A 21877-nucleotide genomic window follows, 5' to 3' on the forward strand; every position below is an offset into this window, starting at 1 on the left:
ATCGCCGGCGCCTCATTTCTTCCAACACCCCTCATCCGTCTCGGCGCTGCGCGCCGATCCACCTTCTCCCACAAGGGGAGAAGGGGAGGCGCTCGCATGACCCTCGGCGCCACCATCACCCCCGAAGGCATCCGCTTCGCCGCCTGGTCCTCATCCGCGAGACGTCTTTGGGTCTCGATCTTCGACGACACCGGCGCGCTTGAAACCGACCGGCTGGAGCTCAACCCCGAAGGCGGGGGCGGGCACGCGCTCCTTGTCTCCGGCCTTGGCGACGGCGCGCGTTACGGCTTCCGCGCCGACGGCGACTATGCTCCGGAGCGCGGCCTGTGGTTCGATCCGAACAAGCTTCTCGCCGACCCCTATGCCGTCGAGGTCGATCGTCCATACCAATATCATTGGCGGCTTGCCGCCAAACGCAACGAAGGCGCCGACACCGCTCCGCTGATGCCGAAGGCGATCGCGCGTTCGCTGCCCAAACCGGTGCCGCCCCAGCCGCCGCTGTTCCGGCCTGGCGGGCTGATCTACGAGCTCAATGTCCGCTCCTTCACCAAGCTGCATCCGGACGTGCCGGAAGCGCAGCGCGGCACCATCGCGGCACTCGCCCATCCGGCCATCGTCGAGCACCTGAAGCGTCTCGGTGTGTCGGCCGTCGAATTGATGCCGGTCACCGCGTCGATCGACGAGCGGCATCTGCCGCCATTGGGGCTGAGCAACGCCTGGGGCTACAATCCCGTCACCTTCATGGCGCTCGATCCGCGCCTCGCGCCCGGCGGTCTCAAGGAGTTGCGCAACACCATCGCCACGCTGCGCAAGGCCGGCATCGGCACCATCCTCGACCTCGTCTTCAACCACACCGGCGAGAGCGACCGGCTTGGGCCGACGCTGTCGCTGCGCGGCCTCGACGCGCTGGCTTACTACCGGCATCAGGCGGACGGCAGGCTGGTCAACGACACCGGCACCGGCAACACCGTCGCCTGCGACCATCCGGTTGTGCGCGAGATGGTGCTCGACACGCTGCGCCACTTCGTCCGCTTCGCCGGTGTCGACGGCTTCCGCTTCGATCTGGCGCCGGTGCTCGGCCGCGTCGACGGCGCCTTCGATCCGGAAGCGCCGCTGCTTCGGGCCATTGCCGGCGATCCCGTGCTCTGCGACCGCGTGCTGATCGCCGAGCCTTGGGATATCGGTCCGAGCGGCTACCAGCTCGGAAATTTCCGGCCGCCATATCTGGAATGGAACGATCGTTATCGCGATGATGTCAGGCGCTTCTGGCGCGGCGATGCCGACGCGGTAGGCGTCTTGGCCACAAGGCTTGCAGGTTCCTCCGACGTCTTCAGCAGGGAAGGCCAACCGGCGAGCCGTGCGGTCAATTTCATCGCTGCACATGACGGCATGACGCTGGCCGACATCGTCGCCTATGAGCGCAAGCACAACGACGCCAACGGCGAGCACAATCACGACGGCTACAACGAAAATTTGTCATGGAACAACGGCGCCGAGGGCGAGACGGACGACGCGGCGATTGTCAAGGCGCGCTTCGACGACCAGCGCGCGCTGCTGGCGACACTTTTCGCCTCGCGCGGCACCATCATGCTGACCGCCGGCGACGAGTTCGGCCGCACGCAAAAAGGCAACAACAACGCCTATGCACAGGACAACGCCATCACCTGGCTCGACTGGGCCGGCCGCGATCAGGCGTTGGAGCGATATGCCTCATCGCTCGCCACGCTGCGCCGGGCCTTTCCTGCGCTAACGGATACGCATTTCCTGACCGGAAAGCCGGCTGATGCTTCGGCCATTCCGGATGTCGAGTGGCTGATGGAGACGGGCGCGCCACTCAGCGAGACGGAGTGGAACGATCGCGATCGACATCGCCTTGTCATGATGCTCGGCGATAGCGGAGGCAGTCGCCTTGCCGTCATGGTCAATGGCGACCGCCGCCAATGCGTCTTCACGTTGCCGGTCCGGGACGGCTACGAGTGGGGCCCGGCGATCGAGGCGCAGCCGGTCGATCTTGCGCGGCCGCTGCCCAGCCGCAGCGTCAATTTCATGATCGAGCGGCGTGCCGCTCAATCGCGCAACGGGAAGGGCTTGTGATGGCTGCCGAAAATTTCGGGCAAGGGAGCGAATGGTGGCGGGGCTGCGTCATCTATCAGGTCTATCCGCGCTCCTTCCAGGACACGACCGGCGACGGCAGCGGCGACCTCAAGGGCATCACCGCGCGGCTCGCCCATGTCGCGTCGCTCGGCGTCGATGCCGTCTGGCTCTCGCCCTTCTTCAAGTCGCCGATGGCCGACATGGGCTACGATGTATCCGACTATCGCGACGTCGATCCGATGTTCGGCACATTGGAAGATTTCGACGCGCTGGTCGCCGAGGCTCACCGGCTCGGCCTGAAACTCATCATCGACCAGGTGATCTCGCATTCTTCCGACAAGCATGAATGGTTCATCGAGAGCCGCGCCAGCCGCGACAATGCCAAGGCGAACTGGTATGTCTGGGCTGACGCCAGGCCGGATGGCAGCGTGCCCAACAACTGGCAATCGCTGTTCGGCGGGCCGGCCTGGGAATGGGACGCCACCCGCCGGCAATACTACATGCACAATTTCCTCGCCGCTCAGCCGGATCTGAACTTCCACAATCCGGACGTTCAGGACGCGCTTTTGGACACCCTGCGCTTCTGGCTGGAGCGCGGCGTCGACGGCTTCCGGCTGGACACCGTCAACTACTATGTCCACGACCGCTGGCTGCGCGACAACCCGCCCTTGGCCGCGAGCGTCGCCGGCACCAATGGCGCCACCAGCACCTACGCCTTCCAGGAGCATCTTTTCGACAAGACGCGGCCCGAAAACCTCGACTTCTTGAAACGTTTCCGCGCGCTGCTCGACGAATATCCAGACCGCGCCGCGGTCGGCGAGGTGGGTGACGAGGAGCGCTCCTTGCAGACGCTCGCCGCCTACGTATCGGGCGGCGACAAATTGCAGATGTGCTACACATTCGACTTGCTCAGCCCGCAATTTTCCGCCGCCCATGTGCGCGGCTGCGTGGAGGCGTTCGAGACGACCGCCCCGGACGGCTGGGTCTGCTGGGCCTTTTCCAACCATGATGTCGTGCGCCATGTCAGCCGCTGGACGCGGCAAGGCGAGAGCCCGGACGCGGTGGCGAAGTTCTCGATCGCGCTGCTTGCCTGCCTGCGCGGTTCGATCTGCCTCTATCAGGGCGAGGAACTGGGGCTGCAGGAGGCGGAGCTAGCCTATGAGGATCTGCGCGATCCCGTCGGCATCCGCTTCTGGCCCGGCGTGAAGGGCAGGGACGGTTGCCGCACCCCGATGGTCTGGCAGGCGGAGGCGGACAATGCCGGCTTCTCCACGGCCAAGCCCTGGCTGCCGGTGCCACAAGCGCATCGCGCCCGGGCAGTCGACGTCCAGAATGGCGAGGAACGGTCGGTGCTTGCCGCCTATCGCTCGATCCTTGCCTTGCGCAAGAGCCATCCGGCACTGATCCAAGGCTCGATCCGCTTTCTCGAGGCCGAGGGCGATGTGCTTGCTTTCCTCCGTGAGCGCGACGGCGAAAGGCTGCTTTGCGTTTTCAATTTCTCGACCGAGGCAACAGGCTGGGCGCTGCCCACCGAGATCGGCGAGGCCGAGATAGCGGCATTTGACGTTGACGCCGCCGGCGTTCTTACAGGTGTTGTCGAGGACAGCGTGCTGGCGCTGCCGCCTCTGGGCAGTTTCGTCGGCAGGATTGGCTGACGGTTTCTTACTGAACCAGCACCGAGCGTCCGCAGGTCGCGCCGGTCACGCGCACGTCGGCCTCGCCGACATGGACGCCCAGAGCTCCAAGGACATTGTAGAGGAGGTCGTCGACCGGCGCGGTCACGCCGTTGAGCAGCGTCGTCACCGCCGGCTTCACCGTGCCGAGCAGGGCTGTCACGTCGAGGCCGAGCCCCAGCGCGTTGACCGAGAGCGACAGGTTATTGATCAGCGATGTCGTCAGCGATTGCGTCAGGTTCTTGGTCGACACCGTCTTGATCGCCTTGTTTGCGATGTCGGTCGCGTTGTAGATCAGGTTGGTCGGCGTCATGTTGGTGACCGAGAAGGCCGACGAGCCTGTCACCTGCAGCAGCGGGACGAGCAACAGCTTCAGGTCCGCGATATCGGCGTCGGAGAAGGACTGCGGCTTGGTGAAATCCGCGAAGCCGCTGGCGCTGCTCTTGGCCAGATGAGCCTCGACGACACCCGGCTGTGCGGCGATCGAAACCTTGATGCTGGAGGGACCGGTCGGGCAAGTGATGTCGGTCAGCTTGGCTTCCGCATAGGCGACTTCGACATTGAGCGGCAGGTTGACCGCGAGCAGATTGACGCCGCCGCCGAGATTGGAATTGCCAAGCGTGACGCTGGCATTGAGCTTGATGCGGGTCTGCGCCGTGCGCACCACGGTGCCCGCCTCGCCCACCGCCAGCCAGGCCGAGTTCTGCATCGGCTCGCCGATGGCGATCGCAAGCGTCGTCGATGCCAGCCCCGGTATGGTGGCGCCGAGATTGACCGCGACCTGATTCGTGCCATTGGCCAGAGCGGCAGCCGCGGTGAACATGCTGAGCGCGCTGGCTGTCACGTTAAGGCCGGCCGGCTTTTGCCCGATGCCGAGATCGCCGACCGAGCCGAGATCGATGAGGGTGCTGAGCGGAATCCTGACCGTATTGGTGGCGCTGGAGGCCATAGTCTGCAGAGCGAGTTTGGCTGTGCGGTCGAGCCCCGGCACATTGGCCATTGCCGTGGCGATCTGGCCGATCGTTGCTTTGGAAGCGAGCACGTCGCTGTAGGAGACGCCGGTCAGATGCAATTGCGTCGCCAGCGCATCGGTGAACGAAAGAACGTCGACATCGGCCGACACCAGTGAATTGTAGTCCATCACGCTGAGCGAGATGTTGCCGCCGAGAAGGCCGCCGAGAAGCGCGTTGAGAATGCCGCCATTGAGGCTGGCGAGCCGCGAGCCGACCGAAAAAGCCGCTTGCGGCTGCGCGCTGGCGATAGCGGTCGTGCCGAGAGTGGGCGGCGCCATGATTGAGCCGGCGAAATAAAGCGTACCCTGCTTCTTGAGCGTCACCTGGACCGCATTGTAGGGCAGCTTGCCCGCCTCGAACCGGCTGCCGGCGGCAATGGTGCTGACGCCCGTGTAGCGCCCTGGCACGACCTGGACGACCGCCTTGCTGGCAGTCGGCGCCACGGTCGCGCCCTGTTGCTGCACGGCGACCGAGGTGATGCCGTTGTCGCTGAGCGCGGTCAGCACCGCCTGCTGGGCGTTGGTGATGTTCGAGGCCGCGGTGATTGCGGCAAGGTCGACGATCGACTGCGCGGCGCGGCGCTCGTTGTAAAGGGAACCTTCGTCGATCGCGAAGGCGGTCAGCGCCAGCGCCACCGGCGTGCACAGCGCGGTCATGACGGCGAAATTCGCGCTCCGGTCGGCGAGCAGCCGTCGCGTCGCCGCCATGAAAGCAATTCCAGGAAAAGTGCGAGGCGGTTGAGTTCGGCGACCTCGCCGTAGCCTTCCGTCCGGAATTGCGTCACTGAAAACAGATGGAGCGGTCTGGCCATTTCGGGAAACGATAAGCCGCTCCAGCCCCCCCTTGATGGGCATCATATACCTCCGACGCGGATCGTCGATTGACGTTGGATCGTCGTGCCCGGCAGCGGCAGCGTCCGGAACAGGTTCCAGATCGGCAGGTTGCGCGCATCGTAGGTGACCGAGACGACGAACTGGCTGCCGTCGACGGCGCTGTCCTGCGCGTTGACGGTCAGCTTGTTGGCGTCGACGAACGGATAGCCCGAGACATCGTGAGTGATGAAATCGGTAACCAGCGCCTGCCGCTCGGTCTGGTTGAGGCCGGCAATCGCGGTGCGCGCCGCGTCGGCGGCGATCTGCTGCACCGAATGGCTGGCGCCGAAATAAATCCCATATGCAACCATGCCGAGCAGAAGCAGGATGAAGACCGGCGCCAGCATGGCAAATTCGATTGCCGACGTGCCCGTGGCGTCAGCCCGGAAACGACACCACGGAACAAGCAATTTTCGGTTCTTCAGCATGGCGCGGAGAATGCCAAAGGCCGCCTGCAAAAACAGAAAACAGCTGGAACAACCGGCAGGTGTGCCAAGTTGAAAGCAAGCTCTAAGCTTTAGGTTTCGCTGTTTTAGCGTTATCGCGCTCACTTTGCGTCAAGCAGGCAATGGTTGAAATAAGATTTCGCTCTGTCTAGTCTCCTGCCACCAGCCGCCGGAAGGAACCGGCGGCACGCCTGAAACGGGGCCGTTTCAACGGTTCCGAGGTGTCAAAACTTAAGAAGGCGCGGCTGAGGGGCTGCGCCGACAGGGAGAAACTTCATGCTGAAAGACATGCTGAAGGCGACGGTGTTCGCCACCACATTGGCCTTGGCCAGCGGCACATTCTACACGCCTGCCTTCGCCGAAACCGTCTACAACCGCGGCGCCGCCGCCGAGGCGGAGACGGTCGATCCGCACAAGACGTCGACTGTCTACGAAGCCGATATCATACGCGACCTGTTCCAGGGCCTCGTCATGCATGATCAGAAGACCAATCTCATTCCGGGCGCCGCCGAAAGCTGGACGGTATCGGATGACGGCACCGTCTACACCTTCAAGCTGCGCAAGGACGGGCTCTGGTCGGACGGCACCCCGGTGACGGCGGACGACTTCGTCTATTCGTTCCATCGACTGGAAGATCCGGCCACCGCTGCAGAATACGCCTCGATGCTCTATCCGGTGAAGGGCGCCGAGGACTTCAACACCAAGAAAGGCAAGGCCGAGGATATGGGCGTGAAGGCGATCGACGCCAACACGCTTGAAGTCACGCTCAAGGCTCCGACGCCCTACTTCCTGGAGATGCTGACCCACCAAGCGACCTATCCGGTCAACAAGGCTTCCATGGACAAGCTCGGCGCCGACTGGATCAAGCCGGGCAAGCTGGTCTCCAATGGCGCCTATACGCTGGCGGAGTGGGTTCCCAACGACCATATGAAATTGGTCAAGAACCCGAAATTCTGGGACGCCGCGAGCGTCAAGCTCGACGTGGTCAACTACATCCCGACCGAGGATCGCTCGTCGGCGATGAAGCGTTTCGAGGCGGGCGAGCTCGACAGCTATGGCGACCTGCCGACCGAGCAGCTCGCCGATCTCAAAACCAAATTCGGCGACCAGGTCCGTGTCGGGCCGTATCTCGGCACTTATTATTACGCGGTCAAGACCGACAAGGCGCCTTGGGACAATGTCGAGTTGCGCAACGCCATCTCGATGGCGATCGACCGCGACTTCCTCGCCGAGAAGGTCTGGCAGAACTCGATGCTGCCTGGATATTCGATGGTGCCCCCGGGCATCGAGGGCTACACGCCGGCACTGGCCAAATACGCCGACATGCCGCAGATCGACCGCGAGGATGCGGCCAAGAAAATCCTGGAAAAGCTAGGCTATACACCGGAGCATCCGTTGAAGATGGAGATCCGCTACAACACCTCGGAAAACCATAAGAACACGGCGGTCGCCATCCAGGAACAGCTGAAGCCGCTCGGCGTCGAGGTGACGCTGCTCAACACCGACACCAAGACCCATTACAGCTTCCTCGAGCAGAAGGGCAACTACGACGTCGCCCGAGCCGCCTGGATCGCCGACTACAAGGATCCCGAGACCTTCCTCGGCATCTCGCGCAAGGCGAGCGGCAACAACTACTCGAACTACAACAGTCCTGCCTATGAAGCCGCCATGGACAAGGCGGCTGCCGCAGGCGGCAAGCCCGAGGAGCGCATGAAGGACCTCGCCGCAGCCGAGCGTATCCTCGTCGACGACGTCGGCGAGATCCCGCTTCTCTACTACAGCTACCACGACATCGTTTCCTCGAAGCTGCATGGCTTCGACGACAATGTGATGGACATCCATCCGTCCCGCTTCATCTCCAAGGACTGACAAGAAACCTTGGCCGTGCCGCCGCTCTCTTTTTGGGAGCGGCGGTCGCGGTCTGTCGTCGTGCCGGGCCGAAAGTCGGATTGGATTTTCGGGCTGCCCGGTGCGAAGATCAGAGATGCCGGCGCGCCACGGATCTTCGACTGGAGAGCCTGTCGCCCTGGCTGAAGCGGGGCGCCGATGCTGCGTTATGTCTTCCGGCGGCTGTTGACCGCCATCCCGACGCTGTTCGTCATCGTGACGGTGGCGTTTTTCCTGATCCGCGTCGCGCCAGGCGGCCCGTTCAACCAGGAGCGGGGCCTGAGCCCCGAGATCAGGGCCAATCTCGAAGCCCAGTTCGGCCTCAACGATCCGCTCTGGCTGCAATATGTCCACTATCTCGGCAATCTTTTGCGCGGCAGTTTCGGCCCGAGCTACAATTTGCCGGATTTCACCGTCACCGAACTCTTCGCCAAGGGCCTGCCGATCTCGGTGCAGATCGGCACCTCGGCGCTGGTGCTGGCGCTGCTGTTGGGCTCGATTCTCGGCACCATCGCCGCGCTCAACCAGAACAAAATAGGCGATTATTCGGTAATCGCCTTAGCCACTGCCGGCAGCACCATCCCCACCTTCGTCACCGCGCCGGTGATCCAGCTCGTCTTCGGGTTGTCCTGGAAGCTGCTGCCGATCGGCGGCTGGGGCGACGGCGCCTTGATCAACAAGGTCGGTCCGGTGCTGACGCTGGCTCTTCCGCAGATCGCCATCGTCGCCCGCCTGATGCGCGGCTCCATGATCGAGAGCCTGCGTTCGCACCATATCCGCACCGCCCGCGCGCTCGGCCTGTCCGACTGGTCGGTGGTGGTCAAGCACGCGCTGCGCGGCGCCGTGCTGCCGATCGTCTCTTTCACCGGCCCGGCGGCGGCGGCGCTGTTGACCGGCTCGATCATCGTCGAGACGATTTTCTCCATACCCGGGGTCGGCCGCTACTTCGTCGATGCCGCCCTCAACCGGGACTACACGCTTGTCATGGGAACCGTGGTGGTGATCGCGCTCTTCACCATCGTCTTCAACCTGATCGTCGACCTGCTCTATGCGGTCGTCGATCCGAGGGTGCGCTATGACTGACCTCGCCGTCACCGTGCCCGAGCCGATTGTCGGCCGCTCGCTCTGGGGCAATGCTTGGGCGCGGCTCAAACGCAACCGCGCCGCGATGCTCAGCCTCTATTACCTGGCCTTCATCGCCGTCATCAGCATTTGCGGTCCGTGGGTCGTGCCGCATGCATACACCACCATCTATGGCGACTATGTGCGCATGCCGCCGAGCTTTTCGGCCTATCCGAAACCCGACATGATCCAGGGTGCGCTGGGCGACGCCATCAAGCGCATGCGCGCCGACATCAAGGAATGGCATCAGGACGGCAATCGCGTCATCGTCACCGTCACCTCGACCAAGCCGATCGACGACCGCAACATCCGCTATCTCGACCGCTCCGACGCCTTCGACGACACCAGGATCGAGAACAAGTCGCCCGACGGCCTCGAGGTGACGATGAGCTCGGCCGTGAAGCAGCAATATTTCTTCTTCGGCACCGACAACACCGGCCGCGACCTGCTTTCGCGCACGCTGATGGCCGGACGCATCTCTTTGGCCATCGGCCTGCTCGCCGGCGTCGTCGCCGGCGTAATCGGGGTCATCTACGGCGCGACCGCGGGCTTCTCCGGCGGCAAGGTCGACGAGGTGATGATGCGCATTGTCGACGTGCTCTATTCGCTGCCGTTCATCTTCTTCGTCATTATGCTGGTGGTGTTTTTCGGCCGCAACTTCGTGCTGATGTTCCTGGCCGTCGGCGCTGTGTTGTGGCTCGACATGGCGCGCATCGTGCGCGGCCAGGCGCTGTCGATCCGCAGGCAGGAATATGTCCAGGCGGCGGAGGCCATGGGCGTCGGCCAGCGCGGCATCCTGTTGCGCCATGTCATCCCCAACCTGCTTGGCCCGGTGGTCATCTACATGACGCTCTTGGTGCCGCAGGTCATCATCCTGGAGAGCTTCCTGTCCTTCCTCGGTCTAGGCGTGCAGGAACCGATGACCAGTTGGGGCGTGCTGATCTCGGTCGGCGCCAAGAACATCGGCTACGCCAACTGGCTGCTTTTGTTCCCGGCCTTCTTCCTCGTCTCGACGCTGTTTGCCCTGAATTTCGTCGGCGACGGCCTGCGCGACGCGCTCGATCCCAAGGACCGCTGAGATGACTGGTTCCGAAACGATCCTCAGCGTCAAGGACCTGCGCGTCCGCTTCCAGACCCTCGACGGCACGGTCGAGGCCGTGAAGGGCATCAACATCAAGGTCAACGCCGGCGAGACGGTCGCCGTCGTCGGGGAATCCGGATCCGGCAAAAGCCAGACGATGATGGCGGCGATGAGCCTGCTTTCTTCCAATGGCGAGGCGACCGGCCAGGTCGACTACCGCGGTCGCAATCTCCTGACGATGTCAAAGAGCGAGCTGAACCAGGTGCGCGGCCGCAAGATCAGCATGATCTTCCAGGAGCCGATGACCTCTCTCGATCCGCTCTACACCATCGGCAACCAGCTGATGGAACCGATCAGCCGACACCGCGGGCTGAACGCGGCCGCGGCGCGGGAAGAGGCGCTGAAATTGCTCAGGCTGGTGCACATTCCCGATCCCGAACGGCGGATGAAATCCTATCCGCACGAGATGTCGGGCGGCCAGCGCCAGCGCGTCATGATCGCCATGGCCTTGGCCAACGATCCGGACATCCTCATCGCCGACGAACCGACGACGGCGCTCGACGTCACCATCCAGGCGCAGATTCTGATGCTGCTGGCCGAACTGCAGCGCAAGCTCGGCATGGCCATCGTCTTCATCACCCACGACCTCGGCATCGTGCGCCGTTTCGCCGACCGCGTCTATGTCATGCGCCTGGGCGAGGTGGTGGAGGAGGGCGATGCGGAAGCACTCTTCGCCAATCCGCAGCATGCCTACACCAAGATGCTGCTCGCGGCCGAGCCGACGGGCACCAAGGTGGCGCCGCCCGCCAGTGCGCCGGTGTTGCTCGAAGGCCGCAATGTCGAAGTCGTCTTCAAGATCGGCGGCGGCTTCCTTGGCGGCGAGCCATTGATGCTGCGCGCGGTGGACAGGATCTCGATCCGGCTGAAGCGCAACCAAACGATCGGCATCGTCGGCGAGTCCGGTTCAGGCAAGTCGACGCTGGGCCGCGCGTTGCTCAGGCTCTTGCCCAGCGACGGCGTGATCCGCTTTGGCGACCGCGACATTTCGGACGCGGACCGCCAGGCGATGCGGCCGCTCAGGCGCGAATTGCAGTTGGTCTTCCAGGATCCGTTCGGCTCGCTTTCGCCGCGCATGACCGTCGGCCAGGTGATCACCGAGGGCCTTTTGGTGCACGAGCCCTCGCTGACCGGCAAGCAGCGCGACCAGCGCGCCGTCGAGGCGCTGCGCGAGGTCGGCCTCGACCCCAATGCGCGCAACCGCTACCCGCATGAATTCTCCGGCGGTCAGCGCCAGCGCATCGCCATTGCCCGCGCCATGATCCTGAAGCCGAAAGTGGTGGTGCTCGACGAGCCGACCTCGGCCCTCGACCGTTCCGTGCAGAAGCAGATCGTCGAGCTGTTGCGCAAGCTTCAGGCCGACCATGAGCTGTCCTACCTCTTCATCAGCCACGACCTCGCGGTGGTCCGCGCGATGGCCGACTACATCATCGTCATGAAGCAGGGAAAGATTGTCGAGGAAGGGCCGACGCAAGAAATCTTCGACAATCCGCGCGAAGCCTACACCCAGACGCTGATGAACGCCGCGATCGATACGGCACGGTTCAGGATGAGTGCTTGAAGCCGGGGCAAGCTTAACCTCGCTCGGCTTACGGCGAGGACGGGCACCTCCGGTTCCGCGTCGCGACGATCACCTGCTGCTGTTGCTGCAGCCGTTCGATCCGGGCGGTTTCGCGATTGGCTATCGCAGTCTTCACGCGCTCGCCGCCCAGCAACCATGTCGGCACGCTGGTGTTGGCGACCTTGCCGCGAGCGATTGCGGTGCGTGAAATATCGGTCGCGGTGTCGCCGACCGCATTGTTGAGCTCGGGGCAGTTCATTTTGTCGTAGTTCGCCGGGCTGATCGACGCGGTGGTCGATGAGCAGCCCGCCGCGAACAAGAGGACCGCAATTGTCGGTAGAATGGCCGTCGGCGTGAACTTCATACTCTCAACCCTGGTTCGCCGTCCTGCGGTCCCGCGCATCCAGGAGCATGGCGGGTTGCCATTAGGCCAAAGTGAGAAACCGTTGTCGAGCGTTGTCGCACGATTCTGTTTTCGAAGATCAGACGTCGTTCGAGCGACGGTATTGGCATAATATGCTATCCCCCTATATCATGCCTGTTGAATTAGAGCTGATACCGCGATGCCGACCCGCAATGTTGTCCTGACGGAACACCTCGAAGGGGTGATCGATCGGCTGGTGAAAACCGGGCGTTATCAGAACGCCAGCGAGGTATTGCGTGACGGCTTGCGGCTGATCGAGCAGCGCGAGGCGAGGGAGTCGGCAAAGCTGGCTGCGCTCAGGGAGGCAGCCAGCATCGGTTTCCACGACATCGAGCAAGGCCGTTTCGAGGATATTGCTGGAGACAGTCTCGAAAAATTTATGAATGGCCTGGGGCGGCAGGCAAGCTTACGCGCGAAAAAACCAGGCTTGTAACGCCATGGTCCTGTACCGGCTTTCAGCAGCCGAAGGAAGACATCGTTCAAATACTCGCCTACACGGAAGTCAATTTCGGCGAGATCGCGCGTGTCCGTTACGAAGGGTTGCTGATTGCGGCGCTGCGCGACATTGCTGCCGATCCCGAACGGGTGGGCAGCATCGCCCGCGCGGACCTGGGAAACCGCAGCTATCACTTGCGCTATAGTCGGGATCGAGCACGGACCGAACACGGCATTGTTCTGCGACCACGCCATTTCCTGCTCTACCGGATGACGCTTGAGGTCGTCGGAATTGGCCGCGTTCTCCACGACGCGATGGAACTCCGGCGCCATCTGCCGGAGAGCTACGGCGACGATTGACGGCAGTCCGGATTTCAGACGGATGGTGATTTCGGGAAAGGCCAAGTGCTTGTTTTTTCTGGTCGGAGTGGCAGGATTTGAACCTGCGACCCCCTCGTCCCGAACGAGGTGCGCTACCAGACTGCGCTACACTCCGTGACCAGACCGCGGGCTTATAGCTGCCACGTTCCGATCCTGCAAGCGGCAATGGCAGTCCTTCTGTCGCATTTCCTTTCTTTCGCGGAGCTTGCCCGAGTGGCATAGGATTTGGCTATCGGGTAAAGGTGGGCTTAAAGGCTTTTGTCGTAAGTCCGACCCATGGGAGCCGGACTTTTGACAGGGTCGTTCATGAGCCAGCGCATCGTCAGTTTCGTCATGAGCGGCGGCGTCGGGTCGCGGCTGTGGCCGCTATCGCGCGAGGACAACCCCAAGCAGTTCCACGACTTCTCCGGCGATGGCTCGATGCTGGCCAAGACCGTGCGCCGGCTAGCGGCGCGCACGCAAGGCGAGACGCCGATTTTCCTGATCGCCTCGGAGCGTCACGCCGACCGCGTCCATGCCGACCTTGCCGGCATCGATCTGGCCGGCGGCGGACCGCTGTTCGAGCCGACAGGCCGCAACACGGCCGCCGCCGTGGCGCTGGCCAGCCTGCGCACGCTCTCCGACTATGGCGACGAGCTGGTGCTGGTGGTGCCGTCGGATCACGAGATATCGACGCCTGGCCAGTTCTGGCAAAGCATCGAGGCGGGCGCTGCCGCGGCAAATGCCGGCCGGCTCGTGGTGTTCGGCCTGAAACCGACACAGCCCGAGACCGGCTATGGCTATATCGAGGTCGGGGCAGGCCAGGACGGTGTCTTCGACGTCTCGCGCTTCGTCGAGAAGCCCGATCTTGCCACCGCGCAGACCTATGTCGACGCCGGCAGCTTCTACTGGAACACCGGCATCTTCCTGTTTCGCGCCGGCGCCATGCGCGACGCCTTCGCGGCCTATGAGCCGAAAATCTGGCGGACGACGGAAGCCGCCTACGAGGCTGCGACCAGCGATCTGTCCGGCCTCTACATGCCGCTGGAACTCTATTCCGCCATCCCGTCGACCTCGATCGATTACGCCATCATGGAACGCGCGAAAGACATCGCCATGGTGCCCGCCGGCTTCCGGTGGAACGATCTCGGCTCCTGGCAGTCGCTGCTCGATGTCGGCCCGTCCGACAAGGGCGGCAACGTCATCGTTGGAGACGTTGTCGCCATCGATTGCGAGAACTCCTATATCCGCAGCGAGGGTCGGCTGCTGTCGGCCATCGGCATGAAGGACGTGGCGATCGTCTCCACGGCCGATGCCACATTCGTCGCGCCGGTCAGCCACAGCCAGCACGTCAAGAAGATCGTCGAGCAACTGGAGAAATCCGGCCGGCTCGAAACAAGGTTCACGCCGGCGCATGACCGCGTCATCGAGAGCGGCGCCTGGCGGCGCCGCGTGCGCCACTGGCTGTTCGAGGAGACGCTGCCGCTATGGTCGACGCTCGGCGTCGACGAACGCCATGGCGGCTTCCACGAGGCGCTGGGCTTCGACGCCGCGCCGCTGATGAAACCCAAGCGCATGCGCACCCAGGCGCGTCAGGTCTATGCTTTCGCGGTCGCCAAGGAGCGCGGCTGGGACGGCCCGGCCGACCGGCTGATTGCGCACGGCATCGACTTCATGGCGGGGCAGGGCCGCACCGATCGCGGCGGCTGGGTGCGCACGCTCAACATCGACGGCTCGGTCGCCGATCCGGTCGAGGATGCCTACGACCATTCCTGCGTGCTTCTGGCGCTGGCGCATGCCCATATGTCGGGCCATCCCGACGCGTTGCGGCTCGCAGAGGAGACATTCGCCTTCCTCGACGCGCATCTGGAGGATGCCCGCCTGACCGGCTTTCTGGAAACCTCCGACGGCGCGGAGGAACGGCGCTCCAATCCGCACATGCATCTGCTCGAGGCCTTTCTCGCCTGGCACAAGGCGACGGGCGAGCGCGCCTATCTGCGCCGCGCGGCACGCATCATCGATCTTTTCCGCAGCCATTTCTTCGATGCCGAAAGCTGGACACTGGGTGAATATTTCGACGACGGCTGGAAGCCGGCGGCGGGCGAGAAGCGGAGCTGGACCGAGCCTGGCCATCACTTCGAATGGGCCTCGCTGCTGGTCGATTTCGCCGCTCGCAGCGGCCAGGGCGAACTCACCGCTTTCGCGCGCAAGCTCTATGCCTCGGCCGTTGCCAACGGCCTCAACCGCGCCACCGGCCTCGCCTATGGCGCCGTCTCGCGCCAGGGACTGCCGCTCGACACGGTCTCGCGAAGCTGGCCGCAGGCCGAGGCGATCAAAGCGGCAATCGCGCTCGACAGCTCGGGCGGGCCGGACCTCAAGCCCGAGATCGAGGCGCGCGTCGGCCGCCTGTTCCGCTGGCACATAGATCCGGCGCCGCTCGGCCTGTGGATCGACCGCATCGACGAACGCGGCCGTTCGCTGGCGACCGACGTGCCGGCCAGCATCTTCTACCACCTAGTCTGTGCGCTGACGCAGTATCTGGACGGAACGACGGAGAAGTCTCAGTAGGGCGCTGCCACGTCCCCCGTCTCGACATAAACCGCCTTCAGCTGCGAATAATGCGCCAGCGCGGCCAGCGAATTCTCGCGGCCGATCCCGGACTGCTTGACTCCGCCGAAAGGCATTTCCACCGGCGTGAGATTGTAGGCGTTGATCCAGCAGGTGCCGGCCTGCAGCTCGGCGATGACGCGATGCGCGCGCGGCAGGTCGCGCGTGAACACGCCCGCCGCCAGCCCGAATTCGGTATTGTTGGCGCGCTCGATCACCTCGTCCTCGCTGCCGAATTTGAGCACGCTCATCACCGGTCCGAAAATCTCCTCGCGCGCGATCCGCATGGTGTCGGCGACATCGGTGAACACCGTAGGTTCGACGAAAAAACCGCCTTCGAAACCCTGCAGTGACGGCAAATTGCCGCCACAGGCTAGGCTGGCGCCATCCTGCTTGCCGGCTTCGATATAGGACACGACCTTGTCCTGCTGCGCCTTGCTAACCAGCGGACCCATCTGCGTTTCCGGATCGAGCGGGTCGCCGATGCGGATTTTCTTGGTGCGCTCGACAAGCCGCTCGACGAAGCGGTCGTGCAGGCCCTTCTGCACGAAGACGCGCGTGCCGTTCGAGCAGATCTGGCCGGTGGAATAAAAGTTGCCGAGCATGGCGCCGCCGATGGCGTTCTCGAGATCGGCGTCGTCGAAGATGATCAGCGGCGACTTGCCGCCGAGCTCCATCGTCGCGTGCTTCATTTTCGAGCCGGCAAGCGACAGCACCTTGCGACCGGTCGGCACCGAGCCGGTCACCGAAACTTTTGCCACGACATCATGGCCGACGAGACCTGCGCCGACATCGCCGTAACCCTGCACGACGTTGAACAATCCGTCGGGCAGCCCCGCTTCGCTGTATATTTCGGCCAGCGCCAGAGCCGAAAGCGGCGTGTTCTCCGACGGCTTGAACACCATGGCATTGCCCATGGCCAAAGCCGGCGCCGACTTCCAGCCGGCAATCTGGATGGGATAGTTCCAGGCGCCGATGCCGACGCAAACGCCGAGCGGCTCGCGTCGCGTGTAGGCGAAGGGTCCGCCGAGATCGATCATCTCGCCATTGAAGGCGGCGACCGCTCCGGCGAAATATTCCAGGCAGTCGGCTGCCGAAGGGGCGTCGGCCACCAGCGTCTCTTGGATAGCCTTGCCGGTGTCCAGCGTCTCGATGCGGGCCAGATCGGCATTGCGTGCGCGCAGGATGTCGGCTGCGCGGCGCAGGATGCGGCCGCGTTCGACAGGCTTCAACCGTGCCCAGGCCGGCTGCGCGGCCCGGGCGGCTTCGATGGCGAGCTCCAGAACGTTCGGCGTCGCTGAATGCAGCGTTGCGATGGTCTCGCCCGTCGCCGGATAGATCACCGGCAGCGGCGCACCGCCTTCGTCCTCGATGTAGCGGCCGTTGACGTAGTGCGATGCCGTCGGTTGGGCGCGCATGGCTTTCTCCAGAACTGTTGGCCGATCGGGCGGTCTGCCCGACAATGCCCTATCGGTCCGCCACCTGCCAGCGCGGATTGATCCACGGTTCCTGGTTGGATGGCGCCAGCGGCGTTCGGCCAAGGATGTGGTCGGACGCCTTCTCGCCGGTCATGATCGAGGGCGCGTTGAGGTTGCCGTTGGTCACCCGCGGGAAGATCGAGGAGTCGGCGACGCGCAGCCCCTCGACGCCGATCACCCGGCATTCCGGATCGACGACACTGGTCAGGTCGTCGGCGCGGCCCATCCTGCAGGTGCCGCAAGGATGGTAGGCGCTCTCGGCATGGTCGCGGATGAAGGCGTCGAGCTCGTCGTCCGACTGCACATGGCTGCCCGGTGAAATCTCTTTGCCGCGAAAGCCATCGAAGGCTTTCTGGCCGAAAATCTCGCGCGTAAGCCGGATGCAGTGGCGGAACTCGCTCCAGTCGTCCGGATGCGACATATAGTTGAAGCGGATCACCGGCTTGGCCTTCGGATCGGGCGAGCGTAAGCTCACCGAGCCGCGGGACTTCGAGCGCATCGGGCCGACATGCGCCTGGAAGCCGTGCGACTTCGCCGCCGACTTCCCGTCGTAGCGCACGGCCGCCGGGATGAAGTGGTACTGGATATCGGGGTAGTCGACGCCGGCCTGCGAACGCACGAAGGCTGCCGCCTCGAAATGATTGGTGGCGCCGAGGCCGGTCTTGAAGAACAGCCATTGTGCGCCGATCAGCGCCTTGGAGAAGGGATTGAGCACCGAGTTCAGCGTGATCGGCTTGGTCGATTCCTGCTGGATATAAAGCTCCAGGTGGTCCTGCAGATTGGCGCCGACGCCCGGCCGGTCGGCAACCACCTGGATGCCGTTTTCCTGGAGATGCGCACCCGGGCCGATGCCTGACAGCATCAGGATCTTCGGCGAATTGATCGACGACGCCGCGACGATCACCTCACGCCGCGCCTTAACGACCTGAATCCTTTTATCAGCTTCGATCTCGACGCCGATCGCGCGTTGATTCTCGATCACCACGCGCCGGGCGAAACCCTTGAGCAGCCTGACATTTCCGCGTCTGAGAGCCGGCTTGAGATAGGCGTTCGCCGCCGACCAGCGGCGGCCGCCCAGAATGGTCTGTTCCATCGGCCCGAAACCTTCTTGCTTCGAGCCGTTATAGTCGTCGGTCAGCTCGAACCCGGCCTGGCGGCCTGCCTCGACAAAGGCGCCGTAGAGCGGATTTTTCCGCGTGCCGCGCTGCACATGCAGTGGTCCGCCTTTGCCCCGCCAGCCGTCCTCGCCGCCGTCGCAGTCCTCCATGCGCTTGAAATAGGGAAGCACGTCGGCGAACGCCCAGCCTGCGGCGCCCTGTTCGGCCCAGTGGTCGAAGTCATGCGCATGTCCGCGCACATAGACCATGCCGTTGATCGAGGACGAGCCGCCGATCACCTTGCCGCGTGGGGTGGCAAGCACGCGCCCGCCGAGATGCGGCTCCGGCTCGCTGGCGAAACCCCAGTCGTAAAGGCTCATATTGAGCGGGATCGACAGCGCGGACGGCATCTGGATCAGCGGCCCCATATCGGTGCCGCCGAACTCGATGACGATCACCGAGTGCTTGCCGTCTTCCGACAGCCGATAGGCCATGGCCGAGCCGGCGGAGCCGGAGCCGATGATGACGAAATCCGCTTCAAGCATTGTTCATGTGCGCCATAAAGTCGGCGAGCGAGACATTGCCGCCGGTTGCAACCACAAGGACGGTCTTGTCCTTCACATCCACCTTGCCGCCGAGCAGCGCTGCGAGCGATGCCGCGCCCGAAGGTTCGAGCACCAGCTTCATCCGCTCGAACGCGATCTTCATCGCCCGCCGCACCGAGGCGTCGTCGACGGTGACACCGCGCACCCCGGCAGCGCTCACCGCCGCGAAGGGCGCGTCGCCGGGCTTGCGCGCCATCAGCCCGTCGCAGATCGATTTCGGCCCGATCGGCATGGTCTCGATCGCGCCATGCGCCAGCGACGAGCCCATGCCGTTGAAACCTTCCGGCTCGACGGCGATGATCTCGGTCTTGGGCGACAGATAGTGGAAGGCCAGGGAAACACCGCCGATCAGTCCGCCGCCGCCGACCGAGCAGAACACCAGGTCGGCCTGCGCCTTCTTCATTGCCAGCTGATCGAGCGCTTCAAGCCCCGCGCCGGCCTGGCCGGCCACGATCTCAGGATCGTCGAAGGGATGCAGCAAGGTGAGGTGCTCGCTCTCGGCGATCTCGCGCGCCTTTGCAGCCGCAACTTCCTCGCGGGCGCGCTCGCCATGGTCGGTCAGCACCACGCGCGCGCCATAGCCGGCGGTCGCGTCGCGCTTGGCGGCGGGCGCGTCGATCGGCATGACAATGGTGACGGGAATGCCCAGCGCCTGGCCGGCCGCCGCCAGCCCTTGCGCGAAATTGCCGGAGGAATAGGCGATGACCCCCTTTTTCGCTTCATCCGGCGAAAGCCGGTTCAACCGCCAATAGGCGCCGCGCACCTTGAAGGAGCCGGCCCATTGCAGCGACTCCGGCTTGACGAAGATCCGCGCTGCACCTGTCTCTTTTGCGAGCGCCGCCGACTCCAGAAGCGGCGTCACCTGCGTGGCCGTCGAGGTGATGGCATAGGCCTGTTTCAGATGGTCGAGGGTGGGAACGAGAACGTCAGCCATTATTCGTCTCTCGGATAGCGTTTGCTCTCTTCGAGATTGTCGAGGTTCATGTGGTTGCGCATGTAGCGTTCCGACGCCTTCTGCAGCGGCTGGAAATCCCACGGGTAGTAGGCGCCGTTGCGCAGCGCCGGATAGACGACCCAGCGGCGCGCCTGGCTTTCGCGCACGGCGGCGTCGAAGGCAGCCATGTCCCAGCGGGCCCTGACCTTGTCCATGAACATCGCCACCAGGGCTGCGTTCGCCGGATCGTCGGCGAGGTTGTCACGCTCGAGTGGATCGGTATCGAGATCGAACAGTTGCGGCGCGTCGAGCTCGCAATGGACGAATTTGTATTTGCCGTCGCGCAACGCGACCAGCGGCGCGTAGGAGCCTTCGGCCGCATACTCCATCAGCACCGGCCCGCTTCGCGCTTTGCCGTCGAGCAGCGGCAGCAGCGACTGACCGTCGGTCCACGGTGCGATTGCGGCGGTGTCAATGCCGGCGAGGTCGCAGAGCGTCGGCGTCACGTCGAGATTGGAAACCGGTGCCTTGATCAGCCCGGCCGGAACGCCCTTGCCGGAGATCATCAGCGGCACGCGGGCAGATCCCTCGAAAAAGCTCATCTTGAACCACAGGCCGCGCTCGCCCAGCATGTCGCCGTGGTCCGAGCAGAACAGGACGGTGGTGTCGTCGAGCATGCGGGTACGCTTGAGGACGTCCAGAATCTCGCCGAGCTTGTCGTCGACATAGGAGATGTTGGCGAAGTAGCCGCGCCGCGAGCGGCGCACCTGTTCCGGCGTGATCTCGAAGGCCTGATAGTCGCTGGCCCGGTAGAGCCGTTGCGAATGCGTGTCCTGCTCGTCATGCGGTATGAACGGCGTTTCAGGATCGAGCGCCTGGCAGTTCTCGTAGAGATCCCAATATTGCTTGCGCGCCACATAGGGGTCGTGCGGATGTGACAGCGAAACGGTAAGGCACCAGGGGCGGTGACCCGCATCGTCCTGCTCGCGCGACAGCTGGTAGAGTTTTTGCGTGGCCAGGAACACGACCTCGTCGTCATACTCCATCTGGTTGGTGATCTCGGCGACGCCGGCGCCGGTGACCGAACCCAGATTGTGATACCACCAGTCGATCCGCTCGCCGGGCTTGCGGTAGTCCGGCGTCCAACCGAAATCGGCGGGATAGATGTCGGTGGTCAGCCGCTCCTCGAAACCGTGCAACTGGTCGGGCCCGACGAAGTGCATCTTGCCGGACAGGCAGGTATAATAGCCGGCGGCGCGCAGATGGTGGGCGAAGGTCGGAATGGAAGACGTGAACTCGGCGGCGTTGTCATAGACCCCGGTGCGCGACGGCAATTGCCCGCTCATGAATGACGCGCGGCCAGGCGCGCAGAGCGGCGAGGCAGTGTAATTGTTGGCAAAGCGCGCCGAGCGCGCGGCAAGCGCCTTCAGGTGGGGGGCATGCAGGAAGTCCGCCGGGCCGTCCGGAAAGAACGTGCCGTTGAGCTGATCGACCATGACGATCAGGAAATTGGGTCGCCGGGTGGTCAAGGCAGGCTCCGTCCGTTGAGCTTGGTTTCGAGATAGTCTTCCACGAGCGCGATCGCGGTCTGCGCGTCGGGCACGCCGTCCTTCAGCGCGCGGCGGATGTAGAGCCCGTCGATCAGTGCCGCGGTCGCTTCCGCCACGCGGTCGGCCTCGGTCCGAGGCAGGATGCCGGTCAGCCCGCTCATCAGGTTCGAATTGAGCCGCCGCGCATAGATGCGCAGCAGCCGCCGCAGCTCCATCGATTTCTGTGCCTCGACATAGAAGGCGAGCCAGGCAGCGATGATCTGAGGCTGGAACTGGTCGTCGGAAAAGCTGACGGCGACGACGGCCGAGACGCGCTGGCGCGGCGTCACGGCAATGCCGAACGCGCGCCTTGTGTCGGTGTTGAGCTCGGCGAGGATGTGCCGCATCGTCGCGAAGAGCAGTTCGTCCTTGGCGCCGAAATAGTGATGCGCCAGCGCCGACGATACCCCGGCGCGGCCGGCGATCTCCGACATTGTCACGTCCAGCGATCCGCGCTCGCCGATCGCCGAGATCGTCGCGTCGATCAGCGCCTTGCGGCGCACTGGCTCCATTCCGATTTTCGGCATTTTGGGATCCGGTTC

Annotated in this window: 17 protein-coding genes and 1 tRNA gene; 9 read left to right on the forward strand and 9 right to left on the reverse strand. The window is 64.0% G+C overall.

Going from position 1 to position 21877, the window contains the following annotated elements; genetic code table 11:
* Nucleotides 1-96: 96 nt before the first annotated feature.
* Nucleotides 97-2094, forward strand: coding sequence for a glycogen debranching protein GlgX (glgX, locus tag LB529_RS17905; protein WP_224711838.1), 1998 nt, complete (start codon nt 97-99; stop codon nt 2092-2094).
* Nucleotides 2094-3749 (forward strand): alpha-glucosidase family protein, encoded by a 1656-nt coding sequence (locus LB529_RS17910; RefSeq protein WP_224711839.1) that lies wholly within the window; start codon nt 2094-2096, stop codon nt 3747-3749. Before glgX ends, LB529_RS17910 begins: the two co-directional genes overlap by 1 nt.
* 7 nt (nt 3750-3756) lie before the next feature.
* Here LB529_RS17910 and LB529_RS17915 read toward each other — a convergent pair whose 3' ends face one another.
* Both LB529_RS17915 and LB529_RS17920 read right to left on the reverse strand, forming a co-directional pair.
* Complete coding sequence (locus LB529_RS17915; protein ID WP_224711840.1) at nt 3757-5487, reverse strand: TadG family pilus assembly protein; 1731 nt, start codon at nt 5485-5487, stop codon at nt 3757-3759.
* 146 nt (nt 5488-5633) lie between these two features.
* Nucleotides 5634-5999 (reverse strand): TadE family protein, encoded by a 366-nt coding sequence (locus tag LB529_RS17920; protein WP_245340453.1) that lies wholly within the window; start codon nt 5997-5999, stop codon nt 5634-5636.
* Between the two features lie 375 nt (nt 6000-6374).
* Here LB529_RS17920 and LB529_RS17925 point away from each other — a divergent pair, with 375 nt between their 5' ends.
* From LB529_RS17925 to LB529_RS17940, 4 genes are all read left to right on the forward strand, one after another.
* Nucleotides 6375-7967, forward strand: a complete 1593-nt coding sequence (locus LB529_RS17925) for a peptide ABC transporter substrate-binding protein (RefSeq protein WP_224711841.1) — start codon at nt 6375-6377, stop codon at nt 7965-7967.
* 177 nt (nt 7968-8144) lie between these two features.
* Nucleotides 8145-9068, forward strand: a complete 924-nt coding sequence (locus LB529_RS17930; RefSeq protein WP_224711842.1) for an ABC transporter permease subunit — start codon at nt 8145-8147, stop codon at nt 9066-9068.
* A complete protein-coding gene (locus LB529_RS17935) occupies nt 9061-10185 on the forward strand; it encodes an ABC transporter permease (RefSeq protein WP_224711843.1) in 1125 nt (374 codons plus the stop codon). The genes LB529_RS17930 and LB529_RS17935 overlap by 8 nt, the downstream gene beginning before the upstream one ends.
* Before the next feature lies 1 nt (nt 10186).
* Nucleotides 10187-11806, forward strand: coding sequence for an ABC transporter ATP-binding protein (locus LB529_RS17940; RefSeq protein WP_140845722.1), 1620 nt, complete (start codon nt 10187-10189; stop codon nt 11804-11806).
* 28 nt (nt 11807-11834) lie between these two features.
* On the opposite strand, the gene LB529_RS17945 is transcribed toward LB529_RS17940, so the two are convergent.
* On the reverse strand, nt 11835-12170 hold the full coding sequence (locus LB529_RS17945; protein WP_140845723.1) for a hypothetical protein: 336 nt from the start codon (nt 12168-12170) through the stop codon (nt 11835-11837).
* A gap of 199 nt (nt 12171-12369) precedes the next feature.
* Between LB529_RS17945 and LB529_RS17950 the strand changes: the two genes are divergently transcribed.
* A complete protein-coding gene (locus LB529_RS17950; RefSeq protein ID WP_224711844.1) occupies nt 12370-12663 on the forward strand; it encodes a type II toxin-antitoxin system ParD family antitoxin in 294 nt (97 codons plus the stop codon).
* 107 nt (nt 12664-12770) lie between these two features.
* Nucleotides 12771-13025, forward strand: a complete 255-nt coding sequence (locus LB529_RS17955; RefSeq protein ID WP_224711845.1) for a hypothetical protein — start codon at nt 12771-12773, stop codon at nt 13023-13025.
* A 59-nt stretch (nt 13026-13084) separates the two neighbouring features.
* On the opposite strand, the gene LB529_RS17960 is transcribed toward LB529_RS17955, so the two are convergent.
* Nucleotides 13085-13161 (reverse strand) — tRNA-Pro (locus LB529_RS17960).
* Nucleotides 13162-13352: 191 nt separating this feature from the next.
* Here LB529_RS17960 and LB529_RS17965 point away from each other — a divergent pair.
* Nucleotides 13353-15593 (forward strand): AGE family epimerase/isomerase, encoded by a 2241-nt coding sequence (locus LB529_RS17965; protein WP_224711846.1) that lies wholly within the window; start codon nt 13353-13355, stop codon nt 15591-15593.
* Here LB529_RS17965 and betB read toward each other — a convergent pair.
* Genes betB through betI form a run of 5 tightly spaced genes read right to left on the reverse strand, consistent with a single transcriptional unit; the run spans nt 15587 to nt 21862 of the window.
* The gene (gene betB, locus LB529_RS17970; RefSeq protein WP_224711847.1) at nt 15587-17050 is read right to left on the reverse strand and encodes a betaine-aldehyde dehydrogenase; all 1464 of its coding nucleotides are present in this window, start codon (nt 17048-17050) and stop codon (nt 15587-15589) included. The genes LB529_RS17965 and betB overlap by 7 nt on opposite strands.
* A 49-nt stretch (nt 17051-17099) precedes the next feature.
* A complete protein-coding gene (betA, locus tag LB529_RS17975) occupies nt 17100-18752 on the reverse strand; it encodes a choline dehydrogenase (protein ID WP_224711848.1) in 1653 nt (550 codons plus the stop codon).
* Nucleotides 18745-19746 carry a threonine/serine dehydratase gene (locus tag LB529_RS17980; RefSeq protein WP_224711849.1) on the reverse strand — a complete coding sequence of 334 codons (1002 nt, stop codon included), beginning with the start codon at nt 19744-19746 and terminating at the stop codon, nt 18745-18747. Before LB529_RS17980 ends, betA begins: the two co-directional genes overlap by 8 nt.
* Nucleotides 19746-21275, reverse strand: coding sequence for a choline-sulfatase (betC, locus tag LB529_RS17985; RefSeq protein WP_224711850.1), 1530 nt, complete (start codon nt 21273-21275; stop codon nt 19746-19748). The genes LB529_RS17980 and betC overlap by 1 nt, the downstream gene beginning before the upstream one ends.
* Nucleotides 21272-21862 carry a transcriptional regulator BetI gene (betI, locus tag LB529_RS17990; RefSeq protein WP_224711851.1) on the reverse strand — a complete coding sequence of 197 codons (591 nt, stop codon included), beginning with the start codon at nt 21860-21862 and terminating at the stop codon, nt 21272-21274. Before betI ends, betC begins: the two co-directional genes overlap by 4 nt.
* Nucleotides 21863-21877 lie beyond the last annotated feature (15 nt).

This window comes from Mesorhizobium sp. CA5 (assembly GCF_020165105.1).
Classification (GTDB): domain Bacteria; phylum Pseudomonadota; class Alphaproteobacteria; order Rhizobiales; family Rhizobiaceae; genus Mesorhizobium.